The sequence below is a fragment of the Nocardiopsis sp. MG754419 genome (assembly GCF_018207095.1).
Taxonomy (GTDB): domain Bacteria; phylum Actinomycetota; class Actinomycetes; order Streptosporangiales; family Streptosporangiaceae; genus Nocardiopsis.
In genome coordinates, this window is the sequence record NZ_QOCZ01000023.1 from 1 (window position 1) to 12,838 (window position 12,838).

At 69.5% G+C, this 12,838-nt stretch carries 10 protein-coding genes; 1 reads left to right on the top strand and 9 read right to left on the bottom strand.

The window, feature by feature from the left end; all coding sequences use genetic code 11:
• The 7 genes from DSY14_RS06990 to DSY14_RS07020 form a co-directional block, all read right to left on the bottom strand.
• Positions 1-1,691 (bottom strand): alanine/glycine:cation symporter family protein (locus DSY14_RS06990; RefSeq protein WP_307851149.1); only part of this gene is annotated, 1,691 nt, incomplete at its 3' end.
• A gap of 265 nt (positions 1,692-1,956) precedes the next feature.
• Positions 1,957-3,579 (bottom strand): DEAD/DEAH box helicase, encoded by a 1,623-nt coding sequence (locus DSY14_RS06995; RefSeq protein ID WP_211715641.1) that lies wholly within the window; start codon positions 3,577-3,579, stop codon positions 1,957-1,959.
• Between the two features lie 360 nt (positions 3,580-3,939).
• Complete coding sequence (locus DSY14_RS07000; protein ID WP_211715642.1) at positions 3,940-4,782, bottom strand: enoyl-CoA hydratase/isomerase family protein; 843 nt, start codon at positions 4,780-4,782, stop codon at positions 3,940-3,942.
• A 67-nt stretch (positions 4,783-4,849) separates the two neighbouring features.
• A complete protein-coding gene (locus tag DSY14_RS07005; RefSeq protein WP_211715643.1) occupies positions 4,850-5,056 on the bottom strand; it encodes a helix-turn-helix domain-containing protein in 207 nt (68 codons plus the stop codon).
• 209 nt (positions 5,057-5,265) lie between these two features.
• Positions 5,266-6,864, bottom strand: a complete 1,599-nt coding sequence (locus tag DSY14_RS07010; protein ID WP_211715644.1) for an ABC-F family ATP-binding cassette domain-containing protein — start codon at positions 6,862-6,864, stop codon at positions 5,266-5,268.
• Positions 6,865-7,345: 481 nt separating this feature from the next.
• Complete coding sequence (locus tag DSY14_RS07015) at positions 7,346-8,692, bottom strand: AI-2E family transporter (RefSeq protein WP_307851150.1); 1,347 nt, start codon at positions 8,690-8,692, stop codon at positions 7,346-7,348.
• A gap of 168 nt (positions 8,693-8,860) precedes the next feature.
• Positions 8,861-9,268 carry a YccF domain-containing protein gene (locus DSY14_RS07020; RefSeq protein ID WP_211715645.1) on the bottom strand — a complete coding sequence of 136 codons (408 nt, stop codon included), beginning with the start codon at positions 9,266-9,268 and terminating at the stop codon, positions 8,861-8,863.
• Positions 9,269-9,981: 713 nt separating this feature from the next.
• Here DSY14_RS07020 and DSY14_RS07025 point away from each other — a divergent pair.
• Complete coding sequence (locus DSY14_RS07025) at positions 9,982-10,281, top strand: WhiB family transcriptional regulator (RefSeq protein WP_017588640.1); 300 nt, start codon at positions 9,982-9,984, stop codon at positions 10,279-10,281.
• A 340-nt stretch (positions 10,282-10,621) separates the two neighbouring features.
• Here DSY14_RS07025 and DSY14_RS07030 read toward each other — a convergent pair whose 3' ends face one another.
• Entirely contained in the window at positions 10,622-11,911 is a 1,290-nt protein-coding gene (locus DSY14_RS07030) for a phosphoribosyltransferase family protein (RefSeq protein WP_211715646.1), read from the bottom strand.
• Between the two features lie 192 nt (positions 11,912-12,103).
• Positions 12,104-12,664 carry a GNAT family N-acetyltransferase gene (locus DSY14_RS07035; RefSeq protein WP_211715647.1) on the bottom strand — a complete coding sequence of 187 codons (561 nt, stop codon included), beginning with the start codon at positions 12,662-12,664 and terminating at the stop codon, positions 12,104-12,106.
• Positions 12,665-12,838: the final 174 nt, after the last annotated feature.

Genomic DNA, 12,838 nt, shown 5'->3' on the forward strand with positions numbered 1-12,838 from the left:
CCCCGCCCGTCCTCACGGCCGGGGTCCTCGTCGTCACCGTCCCGATCCGTGCCGTCGGTGTCGGTGGCTGTGTCGGCGCCCCCGGTGTCGGTCTCGGCGAGGTGGTAGGGGTCCTCCAGCGGGACCTCGGCACGGAACTCGGCTCCGTCGGGGCCGGCCACGACCTCCTCGTCGTGCACGTACCAGGCCTCCACGTCGGCCTCCGACGCCGGGTCGCTCGGTGCCGGACCCTCGTCGCGCTCCCGGTCGTCGGGCAGGTGTCCGCCGGCCGGCCCCCAGGCCGTGACGTTGCGCAGGTCGGGCATCTTGGCCAGGGTGAACTGCGGGTCCAGGCCGTTGCGGAGCTGCCGACTGTAGTCGGCGAGCAGACGGAAGGCGATGGTGGACAGCGGGGCGATCGCCAACAGGTTGACGGTCGCCATGACGCCCATGGAGATGTCGGCGACGTTCCACACCAGCGTCAGCGGTGCCACGCAGCCGAGGAAGACGGCGGCCAGCACCGCGGTGCGGAAGTAGGTCATGTGACGCGGTGAGGCGTCGAGGAACTGGAGGTTGGACTCTCCGTAGTAGTAGTTCCCCAGGACCGACGTCCACGCCAGGAGGAACAGGATGACGGTGAGGGCGTGGATGGACCAGCCGCCCAGCGCGCTCTCCAGAGCGGTCTGGGTGACCTCGATGGGGGCGATGTCGGGGTCGAACTCGGTGCCGTACAGCAGCACGATGAACGCCGTGACCGAGCAGACCAGCCAGGTGTCGAAGTACACGCCCAGGGTCTGGACGAGCCCCTGCTTGGCGGGGTGGGAGACCGACGCGGTCGCACCGGCGTTGGGCGCCGAACCCAGACCGGCCTCATTGGAGAACATGCCGCGCCGCATGCCCCACAGGATCGCGGTGCCCACACCGCCCGCGGCGACCTCGCGCAGCCCGAAGGCGTGACCGAAGATGGCTCCGAAGACGCCGGGCACGGCCTGGATGTTGAGGATCACGACGGTGATCCCGAGCAGGACGTAGAGGATCGCCATCAGGGGCACGAGCGCCTGGGCCACGGTGGCGATGCGTCGCACGCCACCGAAGATCACGGAGGCGGTGATGGCGGCCAGGGCCAGCCCCACCGACACGTCGAGCACCCAGCCGGTGTTGCCGCCGAGTGCGCCCACCGTGGTGCCGATCGCCCCGGCGATGCTGTTGGCCTGGACGGAGTTGAAGATGAGGCTGAACGTCACGGTGATGATGACGGCGAAGAGCACGCCCATCCAGCGTTGACCCAGCCCGTAGAGCATGTAGTAGGCGGGACCGCCCCGGAAGCCGGTGCTGGTGCGCACCTTGTACAGCTGGGCCAGGGTCGACTCCACGAAGGACGCCCCGCCCAGCACGGCCGCCATCAGCCACATCCAGAACACGGCACCGGGACCACCGAGCATGATCGCCAGGGTGACGCCGACGATGTTGCCGGTCCCCACTCGGGAGGCCGCCGACAGCGCGAAGGCCTGGAAGGACGAGATCTCCCGGCCGCCGTCGGGTGCCAGCCCGGGGCTGCTGCGGATGACGCGGAACATCTCCGGAAGCAACCGGATCTGGACGAACCCCGAGCGCACGGTGAAGTAGACGGCCAGGATGACCAACAGCGGGATGAGGAAGTAGGTCCAGAAGACGTCGTTGAGGGCGACGAGCGCGTTGTTGAGGACGGTCACGCGTTCCCCTTCAGGTGGGCGTGGTGGTCCCGAGTGCGATTTCGGGGTTTCCCGCCCACTGTCCTCGTCGCCGTGGTGATCGCTCCCCCGGGACACGCGAAGAGGCGGTAAAGGACCGTAAACACGCCGTTCCCGCCGCACGACGAAGGGGCCCGGGACGGCGTGTGTGCCGTCCCGGGCCCCGGAAGCGGTGCCCCCGCGCGAGCGACGAAGGTGCGATCACCCTGGGGTGAGCGCGCCCTCGGCCTCGCCCGGAGGTCGCCGCCTAGTGCTGGGGAGCGGAGTCGTAGCGCTCGCCCCTGCGGGGGCCGCCGCCACGACGGTCGCCACGGTATCCGCCGCGCGGACCGCCGCCGCCACGACGGTCGCCGCCGTAACCGCCACGACGCTCGCCACCGTAGCCACCGCCCCGGTAACCGCCCTCGGAGCGCTCACCGCGGTAACCGCCGCCTTCGCCACGGTCGTCACGACGGTAACCGCCCTCGGGGCGGTCGCCGCGGTCGTTGCGACGGTAGCCGCCCTCGGGGCGGTCGCCGCGGTAGCCGCCGCCACGGTCGTCGCGGCGCTCGCCACGGTAACCGCCGCCTTCGCCACGGTCGTTACGACGGTCGCCACGGTAACCGCCTCGGTAGCCACCACCGTTACCGCGGTACCCACCACCGCTGCGACGGGGGCCGCCACGGCCGCGACGGGGACGCTCGGGCTCGGGCGGCTCGATCCACGGCTCCCAGGAGGGCTCCTTGGCTCCGGTCACCTCGCTGAGCAGTTCGTCGCCGGGGTTGACCAGGTGCTGCTTGGCGTCGACGCCGGCGTCACTGAGCAGACGACGGGCCATGCGGCGCTGGTTGGGCGCGACCAGGGAGACCACGGAACCGGAGGAACCGGCGCGGGCCGTGCGGCCGCCGCGGTGCAGGTAGTCCTTGTGACCGGTGGGCAGGTCGATGTTGACGACCAGGTCGATACCGTCGACGTGGATGCCGCGGGCGGCGACGTCGGTGGCGACCAGGGCCTGGATCCGACCCTCACGGAACTTGGCCAGGGTGCGGGTGCGCACGCTCTGGGTCTTGCCGCCGTGCAGGGAGGCGCAGGGGACGCCGGCCTCGATCAGCTGCTCGCTGATGGTGTCGGCGCGGTACTTGCTGCGCACGAACATGATGGTGCGACCCTCGCGCGCGGCGATCTGGGCGACGATCGTGTTCTTGTCGCGGGGCAGCACCTTGAGCAGGTGGTGCTCCATGGTGGTGACCTGCGAGACGGGCGGGTCGACGGAGTGGGTCTGCGGCTCGTTCATGTACTTGCGCACGAGCTTGTCGACGTCGCCGTCCAGCGTGGCCGAGAACAGCAGGGTCTGACCGTCGGGGCGCACCTGGTCCAGAAGTTCGCTGACCTGGGGCATGAAGCCCATGTCGCACATCTGGTCGGCCTCGTCCAGCACCGAGACCTCGACGTCGCCCAGGTCGCAGGCGCCCTGCTCGATGAGGTCGGTGAGGCGCCCGGGGGTGGCGACGAGGACGTCGACGCCGCGGCGCAGTTCGTTGATCTGGCGGGTGTAGGAGCTGCCACCGACCACGTCGCCGACGCGCACGCCCACGACGCGGGCGTAGCCGCGCAGGGAGTCGCGCACCTGGTGGGCGAGTTCACGGGTGGGCACCAGGATCAGGGCCCGGGGGCGGTTGGCGGCGGCGCGGCGCTCGGCGCAGCGCATCAGGACCGGCAGGCCGAAGGCCAGGGTCTTGCCCGATCCGGTCCGACCACAGCCGAGGACGTCGCGGCCCTCGATCGCGTCGGGAATGGTGGCGGCCTGGATCGGGAACGGGGTGGTCACACCGTTACGGGCCAGCTCATCGACGATGTCCTTGGGCAGGCCCAAGCCGTCGAAGGCAGGCATTACGGCAGTGTCCGTCGTCAAGTGACGTGTACCTTCCTCATCGTTTGGCGGCGTTTCGAGGAAGGCTCCACAGGGTCACGGCGGACCAGCGAAGAAATCACACAAACGCGCCTGATCACACGCGGAAGCGACCCCGAATCGTGTGGGGTTCGTGTGCTCTTCGGGTCAAGAGTGATGTCGACCGGGTCGACACGCTCACCGCGTCTTGGCGGCCCGGCGCGCTCGGATGCGCGCGGCATTGAACGACCGCTTGCAGCAGCGTACTAGAGATCATTCGAGATCGGGGACGGGATGGGTGTTTTTCCCCGGTGATACGGGTCTCCCCTCCCGTTCCCCGAAGGTACGGATGTGGCCGCGTGATCAGGAGCCCGCGGTCATGGCCCCGACCAGGGCTTTGAGCCGTGCGACCTGGGCCGTGCGTTCGGCCGCGCACTGCTCCTCGAGCGTGTTGCCCTCGGCCTGCCGAAGGAGGGACTTGGTGGCGGTGGCCGCACCCGGGTCGACGGCGAGGAGCCCGGCGATGGCGTCGTCGACGGCACCGTCGAGCTCCTCGACGCCGACCACGAGCGTGGCGAGTCCGAGTTCACGGGACTCCTCGGCGCCGACCGTACGGGCGGTCAGGCAGATCTCGGTGGCGCGGTGCACGCCGACGATGTCCACCAGGGGCTTGGTGCCGGTGAGGTCCGGCACCAGCCCCAGGGCGGGTTCCTTCATGCAGAACCTGGCGTCGTCGGCGAGGATGCGCAGGTCACAGGCGAGGGCCAACTGGAATCCGGCTCCGATGGCGTGCCCCCGCACGGCGGCGATGGTCACCAGATCGGGTCGGCGCAACCAGAGGAACCCCTCCTGGAGCCCGGCGATGTAGGCGTCCAGGTCGGCGTCGTCGGTCTCGCCCTCGGCCAGTCCGGCGATGATGGAGCGTTCTCCCTCCACCCCGTCGGGGGTGAACATACCGAGGTCGACACCGGCGGAAAAGATGTCGCCGGCCCCGGCGATGACGACGATTCGGACATCATCGGAGAGCGTCTGGCCGATGTGGGCCAGGGTCGTCCAGGTGCGTCCGGTCATCGCGTTGCGGCGTTCGGGGCGGTCGATGGTGATACGGGCGACCGGTCCCTCGACCGCCAGGCGCAGTCCCGCACGCGTCAGCTCCTCCTCGGTGGGCGCCTGTAGCGTGCGGTGCTCCTGCGGGGCCTGGGTCATGTCTTCCTCCGTCGGATCGGTGACACTCCGACTTTACTCGCCGGTAACCATGCCTGCGCGACCGGCGTCACGCCTTGCGGGTCGCTCCTCCACGCCCGCGCAACTCCACGCCGGCCTCACCCAACAGTCGATGGACGAAACCATAGGAGCGTCCGGTGGCCGCGGCCAGACTGCGAATGCTCTCCCCTCCGTCGTAACGGCTTTTGAGCTCGGCCGCCAGATCGGCTCTGCTGGCGCCCGAGACCCGGGTTCCCTTCCTCAATTGATCACTCACGGTTCCCTCTCCTTCAAGACGGTCCGATCCCCCAATGGTCGGAACCACTGTCATGTTCGGGCATCGCCGTCACGCACCGCCACATCCGACATCGACTACGTTGGGTGATCCGTATTTCGGAAAGACAAAAACCGCGACCGAAAAGGGAGGGGGTGAACCTCTCAGCACACTGAGCGTCCACCCCCGTCACCGTGGTCCCACGGAATCCCTCAGGCCAGGGCGATGAGGTCCTCGAAGTCGGGGTTCCACATGTCCTCGACCCCGTCCGGAAGCATGATGACGCGCTCGGGCTGGAGCGCCTCCACGGCACCCTCGTCGTGGGTCACGAGGACGATCGCGCCCTTGTAGTTGCGCAGCGCCCCCAGGATCTCCTCGCGGCTGGCCGGGTCCAGGTTGTTGGTGGGCTCGTCCAGGAGCAGCACGTTCGCACTGGAGACCACCAGAGTCGCCAGGGCCAACCGCGTCTTCTCACCGCCCGAGAGCACGCCTGCGGGCTTGTCCACGTCGTCGCCGGTGAAGAGGAACGAACCGAGGGTCTTGCGCGCCTCGATCTCGGGCAGGTCGGGCGCCGCGCTCATCATGTTCTCCAGCACCGAGCGTTCCACGTCCAGGGTCTCGTGCTCCTGCGCGTAGTACCCGAGCTTGAGTCCGTGGCCCGGAACGACCCGTCCGGTGTCGGCCTCCTCGACCCCGCCCAGCAGACGGAGCATGGTCGTCTTGCCCGCGCCGTTGAGACCCAGGACGACCACGCGACTGCCCTTGTCGATGGCCAGGTCCACACCGGTGAAGATCTCCAGCGAACCGTAGGACTTGGACAGCCCCTCGGCCATCAGCGGAGTGCGACCGCAGGGGGCCGGGTCCGGGAAGCGCAGCTTGGCGACCTTGTCGGCCTTGCGCAGTCCCTGCACCCCGCCGACGATCTTGTCGGCGCGGTTGAGCATCTGCTGGGCCGCGCGGGCCTTGGTCGCCTTGTAGCGGAAACGCTCGGCCTGCTTGCGCAGGGTGTCGGCCTGCTTCTCTGCGTTGGCCAGCTCCCGGCGGCGACGGCGCTCGTCGTCCTCGCGCTGGACCTGGTACTGCCTCCAGCCCATGTTGTAGATGTCCATGACGCTGCGGTTGGCGTCCAGGTAGAAGACCTTGTTGACCACGTGCTCGACCAGGTCGACGTCGTGGCTGATCACGATGAGCCCGCCCTGGTGGGACTTGAGGAAGTCGCGCAGCCACACGATGGAGTCGGCGTCCAGGTGGTTGGTCGGCTCGTCCAGCAGCAGGGTGTCGGCACCGCTGAACAGAATGCGGGCCAACTCGATACGGCGACGCTGACCACCGGAGAGCGTGTGCAGCGGCTGCCCCAACACCTTGTCCGGCAGGCCCAGGCTGGAGGCGATGGCCGCGGCCTCGGACTCGGCGGCGTACCCGCCCAGCACGTGGAGGCGCTCCTCCCAACGGGCGTACTGGCGCACCCCCTTGTTGCGGGTCTTCTCGTGGTCGCTGGCCATCTTCTTCTCGGCCTCGCGCAACCCGTGCAGCGCCTCGTCGATCCCGCGCGCGGAGAGCACCCGGTCCTTGGCGATGACCTCCAGGTCCCCGGTGCGGGGGTCCTGGGGCAGGTAACCGATGGTGCCCGACGAGGTGACCGTTCCGCCGGTGGGCATCCCCTCCCCGGCCAGCACCTTGGTCATGGTGGTCTTGCCCGCGCCGTTACGGCCGACCAGACCGATCCGGTCCCCCGCGGCGACCTGGAAGGTCGTCGGCTCCAACAGGAGTCGGGCTCCGACGCGCATTTCGAGGCCGGTGGCGATCAGCATGGAAGAGGCATCCTCAAGGTGGTATGGCGATTGCTGGCGGCCCGGGGCAGCGCGCGACCGGACGCGTACGCGCGCGATCGGCGGCTGGAGACGGGCGGGTGCGTCCCCGGGCGGACCGACCCAGCCTAGACCCTGTTCGTCGACCCACTGGCGGGTGTTCCTCGGATCGGGCGTCGGCGGACGGTGTCCTCCGTGACCCGGGCCGGGACCGGAGGTGGGATCGCGCGGTGCGAGCCCTCCCACTGCGAGTTCCGCAGGTTTCCGCCGTGCCCTGGGGCGCCCGAACACGGGCCGCGGCGCGGCGGAGGCCCGGAGGAACACAGCCTAACGGCACGGGGGAGGCGGAGCACGAGGAGTGCTCCGCCTCCCCCGGTACGGATGGAGGGTGCGCCGTCGCGCCCCCGCCCGCACAACGGGGTCGGGGTGCCCCGCATTCCCACGTCGGGAAGCGGGGCGCCCACGGGCCGCCGCGCGGGCCGGGTTACTCCCGGCCGGCCCGCTCCTTGCTCGCGTCGGCGGGCTCCGCGGCGTTCTCGTCGTGGGCCACCACGACGACCGCCTTCTCCACCTGCGGTTTAGGGCCCTCGTCGGTCTCGGCGGTGGGCTCGGTGTGCACCGGCGGACGGTTGCGCAGCAGCGCCGCCAGCACCGCGGCGATCGGGGTGGCCAGGAACATGCCCGGGATGTTGCCGAGGATGCCGCCCGCGGTGATCGCGATCAGCACGATGGGCGAGGGCAGCTCCAGCGCCTGACCGTAGATGCGGGGCGCGAAGAAGCTGCTCTCCGCCTGCTGCACGACGACGACCGCGATGACGATGATGAGGGCGATCACCGGGCCCTCGGCGACCAGGGCCACCAGGGCCGCCAACAGACCGGTGAGGAACGCCCCGATGACCGGCAGGAACGCACCGATGAAGGTCAGCACGATCAGCGGGATCGCCAGGTTCACGTCGAGGAAGATGAGCAGCACCAGACCGATGCCGACGGCGTCGATGACGCCCACCATGGCCACACCGCGCACGTACCGGCCCATCACCCCGTAGGCGACACCGCCGGCGTGACGCAGGCCCGGACGGGACTTGGGCGGCAGCAGGGTGACGATCCACTCCATGAGCTTGTCACCGGAGTGCACGAAGTACACGGTCATGGCGATGACCAGGACCAGGCCGAGCAGGAGCTGCACCACCGCGGCGCCCGCGGTCCACGCTCCGCTGAGCAGCTGGTCGGTGTTGTCGGTGATCATGCCCTGCAACTGCGCCCAGGCGTTGTTGAGCGCCTCGGTGAGGATCGCCTGGTCGACGAAGGGGATCTCCACGCTCTGGAGTTGGACGAAGGCGCTGCTGACGCTGACGACGAGTCCGTCGAAACCCTGGATCGCGGGAGAGACGATCATGGTGACCACACCGCTGAGCACGACCAGCGCCGCGAGGATGGACAACGCGGTCGAGGAGCCCCGACCCAGTCCCTTCCGTCGCAGCCAGTTGGCCAGGGGCATGAGCAGGGCCGTGATGAAGACGGCCAGCACCACCGGCAGGGTGATGACGGAAAGGTAGAGCACCGCGTAGACGAACAGACCCACCACGACACCGATGAGCAGGACCCGCCAGGCGACGTCACTGACCATCCGCAGCAGGTCACCGGCGCCGACGTCGTCCTGCTCGACCGCGGCCTGTTCGACCGCGGCCTGCTTCTCCCGCCGCTCCCGGGCCTCGGTCTCGGCCCGCACCTCCTCCTGTGCCTCCAGGTGCGCGAGGCGCTCGGCGCGGGCTCTGCGGGCTACGAGCCACTTGTTGAGGAGCGCCCACACTCCCGGCCGCTGGGCTTGCACATGGACTCCATTCTCTGGTGGTCATACCGGGGTCGTTCCGAGGAGGGCGACCGCACGGAATGCCAGGATCTTCGGCTGCGGGGGATGGAGGGGAACACGGGGGACGCTGTGGGGGATGCATCGCACGGGGGATCGGTTCTCACCGATCCCCGTGGGAGGAGAACTCCGTCAGAACTGCCAGGGTTCCCTGGGGTGCCCGGTACGTACGATCTCATTCCCGAAGGGCGCGAGGGCGATGGGGATCATCTTGATCGAGGCCCAGGCCATGGGGATACCGATGATGGTGACCGCGAGGGCGACCGCGGTGGTGATGTGCCCGATGGTGAGCCACCAGCCTGCCACGATCAACCAGATGACGTTGAGGAACGTGGACCCACCACCCGATCCGGGGCGACGCACCAGGTCACGGCCGAAGGGCCAGATGGCGTAGCTGGCCATCCGGAAGGAGGCGATCCCGAAGGGGATCGTCACGATGAGAACGCAACAGATGATGCCGGCGATCACGTACCCGAGCGCCAGCCAGAATCCGGCGACGAAGATCCAGATGATGTTGAGAATGAGCCGCAGGAGGGCCACGGTGATTCGTCTCCTTGAGTCTGTGCCGGACGCGAGCGCGGTTCGTCGGGGAATCGATCGAACGCATCCTGTTTTCTATCGTCTGGGACGCTCGCGCACCATGCACTGTTCCATGTCGGACCCCTGGCCCTACCCCTCAGGGACGGCGGAGCCACGGAACGCGATGGGCCGAGCCTCGGCACGGTACACCCGAGGGGTTCCGCTCGCGGAGGGTGAGGGCATACGGTCACACCCAATCTCGGAAGGGAGGGTCGACCGGAATGTGATGGGCGCATCAGGGGAACCCCCTAGGCAGGGGCGACATAGCCCCATACGATGTGCTGTGTCCTTCGCAAGACGGCCGTTCGTGTGATCTGCGACAAACTCGGACATATACCTACAGACCTGGCGCCAGGCATCAGGTTTCGGTAACGGTTGAACGAGTAATTTCCCCACCCCCCGTGCACGATCGGGAGTGAGGATGGCATGATTACGTACCGGCTCGGACGGAGGCTGTCACCGCCTCCGCAGCCGTTCGCGTGAGAGCACCCCATCATCGGCAGGCATCGCCTTCTGTGGTGGCGCTACTCGTGGTCTCAGCCACACCGGGGAACAACGCCGACACCGCCCGACGTTTGCGTCGTGCGGGGTGCCTCGCGCCGCGTGACCGACTTTTTGGTGACTGAAGCTTTTTAAGACAGCTTACTAGTGATTTCAGTAGAGGTGGTTCAAGCATGTCTCAGGTACGCCGGCAGGCCGCGCTGCGCCCCCGCCCGAGCTGGGGGTGGCAGGATGCCGCCGCGTGCCGGGGCGAGGACCTTGTGCTCTTCTTCGGCCCCGACGGCGAACGCCAGCCGGAGCGGGAGATTCGCGAGCGCAAGGCGAAGGAGATCTGTGCGGCCTGCCCGGTTCGAACCGACTGTCTGGACTACGCGATCTCGCGTCCGGAGAAGTACGGCACCTGGGGTGGCCTGAACGAGGACGAGCGCGCCTCCGAGCGCCGTCGTCGTATGCGTCGCGCCAACGCCGCCTAGTTCCGCGGTCGTTCCCCCACGCGGACCTCCTCCCGGAAGGCCCCGGCCTTGAATAACCCGCGGCGCCCCGACGTTCGACGTCGAGGGCGCCGCGGGTTTTCCCTTGTCCGGGTCACGGAACGATCGCGAACGTCTTACCGGGAAGGTATCCGGGCCGTGCCGTGTCCTTCCCAGGCCTGCGCCGCGCTCCGACCCGTGTACGGGCGCCCGCGTGGTCGCGCATCCACGACGCCTCCCCGGGTCGCGGGAAGCACGGCCCACCGGTACTCGAACCCGAGACCGTCTCCTCGGGTTCGACGCGCGTGAAGGACCGGGCGCACACGCGCGACGCACGCCGTTCCTACGAGGCGCCTCGGGACAGGTGACGGTCGAACCAGTCCAGCGTGCGCACGGCGACCTCGCGCCACGCCTGCGCACCGCCCAGGAGCTGTTCGGCGCCCGAGACCACGCCCAGCTCCGAGGGGCCGCCCAGACGGGCCCGTGCCCACTCCCCCAGTTCCCGCACGAACGAGTCCTCACTGCCCAACAGGATGAGGGTGGGCGCCCGGACCCGGCCCAGGGCCGACTCCGCGAGGTCCACGCGTCCCCCGTGGACCACCACGGAGGCAACGTCCTGCGGCAGGTCGGCCGCGGTCACCAGCGCGGCCGGCGCGGCGGCGCCCGAACCCATGATCCCCAGGGGTTCGCCGGCGGCGTCGGTGGCACGACGCAGCCATGTGACCGCCGCGCTCAGCCGCTCACCGAGCACCTGCGTCTCCTCGTCGGTGCCCTCGGTCAGCAGGTCAAGGAGCAGGGTGGCATAGCCGGCCCGCCGTAACGACGAGGCGATCGCCCGTCGCCGCGGGTCGCCCCGTCCCCGACCGAAGGCCATCACCACCACGCCTCGCAGCTCCGTGGGCATCGTGAGGTCGCCGTCCAGGTAGACCCGACCGGCGCGGATCCGCACGCCCCGGGCGATGTCCGGCCCTCGACGCGCCTGCTCGGCCTCGGACAGGATCGCGGTGACGTGTCCGTCCGAGAGCTGCTCGAAGTCCCGATACCACTCCCCCACCGCCCGGAAGTTGTCCGGTGCGCTGATGACGACCACGGCGTCGGCCTCGCCCCGCAGGGCCTCCAGGGCCTCGGGTGAGGCGACCGGGACCGCCAGCACCAGGCGCGCGGGGCCCGCCTGGCGCACCATGCGCAGCGCGGCCCGGGCGGTGCCACCGGTGGCCGCGCCGTCATCGACCACCACGCAGTCGCGGCCGGCGATCCGGGGCACCGAACGCTCGCCCCGGTAGATGCGACGCCGACGGTCGAGTTCGTCGCGTTCGGAGGCCACAGTGTCGGAGAGCGCCTGGCGGGGGATCTTCATCCGGGCGAGGGCGAGATCGTCGTAGAGGACACGGCCATCCTCGGTGATGGCGCCCACGCCGGCCTCGGGTTGCCCGGGAAGGCCGATCTTGCGCACCATGAGCACGTCGAACTCCGCCCCCAGGACCCGTGCCAGCTCCGCCCCCACCGGCACACCGCCGCGGGGCAGGGCCAGGACGATCGGGTCGTCGAGCGCATGGGGACGCACACGTTCGGCGAGACGTCGGCCCGCCTCGGACCGGTCGGTGAAGGGCAGGGATACGGGTACCGGGTTCATGTCCTCACCGGTGCCATGACCGCGGAGCCCGGCACCGCTCCTTCCGGCTGTTCGTCGGTGAGCCGCTGAAAAGTGCTACCGGGCATACCCCGCCGCACACGGGTTACAACCCCGAGTCAGGGCAAAAACCGCACTCCACCACCTCGCCGCGCGCACCCGACGCGGGAGCGTCGGGCCCCGTGATCACGGGTCTCAGGACGGCCGATACCCGTTGCGCAGCACCGCCATGAGGAGCGCGTCGTGCCGCCGGCCGTCCCACAGCAGAGAGTCGCGCAGGCGGCCCTCGACGTAGAAACCACAGGAGCGGTAGACCGCGATGGCCCGCATGTTGAACGCGTACACGTGCAGCCAGACCCGGTGCAGTCCGATCACCTCGAAGGCGTAGCGCAGCACCAGCTGGGTGGCCTCCCTGCCCAGTCCCCTGCCGGTCACCTCGATGGCCGACAACGCGATCCGGTATCCGGCCGTCTCGTTCTCCGGTGAGACGGAGTAGATGGAGAGTTCACCGAGATAGCGGCCGTCCTCGGGCGCGGTGATCGCCAGATCCAGACGATCGTCCAGCGCGGCACGCGTGTGGCACCACTCCCGCGCCCGGTCGTAGGTCAGGTGCGCGTGCGCACCCGTGAGCCTGCGGACGGCCTGGTCCAACCCCGCGGCGAAGTAGGCGTCGGTGTGCTCCGGGCCGAGGGGCACCAGACTCACGCCCTCGCCGGTGAGAGTGGGCTTGTCTCGCAGCGCGCTCGTGTTGATCATGCGGGTCTTCCGGTTCCGGCCGGGACCGTGAGGCACGGCATTACCCGGGTGAGGGAGACGGCGGTCAGGGGGGTGCCGCACGCGGGAGCGGGTCGCGGTGGCGAGGCCTGGATGCAGGGGCCGGGTCGAGGGAGGAGCGGGGCGGGACCTTCCGGGTCGGCAGGGGACGGATTC

Bases quoted from the DNA above. Each gene is read 5' to 3' on its own strand.
- DSY14_RS06995 (WP_211715641.1), bottom strand. From the start codon at position 3,579: ATGCCTGCCTTCGACGGCTTGGGCCTGCCCAAGGACATCGTCGATGAG.
- DSY14_RS07025 (WP_017588640.1), top strand. From the start codon at position 9,982: ATGTCTCAGGTACGCCGGCAGGCCGCGCTGCGCCCCCGCCCGAGCTGG.
- DSY14_RS07000 (WP_211715642.1), bottom strand. From the start codon at position 4,782: ATGACCCAGGCCCCGCAGGAGCACCGCACGCTACAGGCGCCCACCGAG.
- DSY14_RS07035 (WP_211715647.1), bottom strand. From the start codon at position 12,664: ATGATCAACACGAGCGCGCTGCGAGACAAGCCCACTCTCACCGGCGAG.
- DSY14_RS07010 (WP_211715644.1), bottom strand. From the start codon at position 6,864: ATGCTGATCGCCACCGGCCTCGAAATGCGCGTCGGAGCCCGACTCCTG.
- DSY14_RS07030 (WP_211715646.1), bottom strand. From the start codon at position 11,911: ATGAACCCGGTACCCGTATCCCTGCCCTTCACCGACCGGTCCGAGGCG.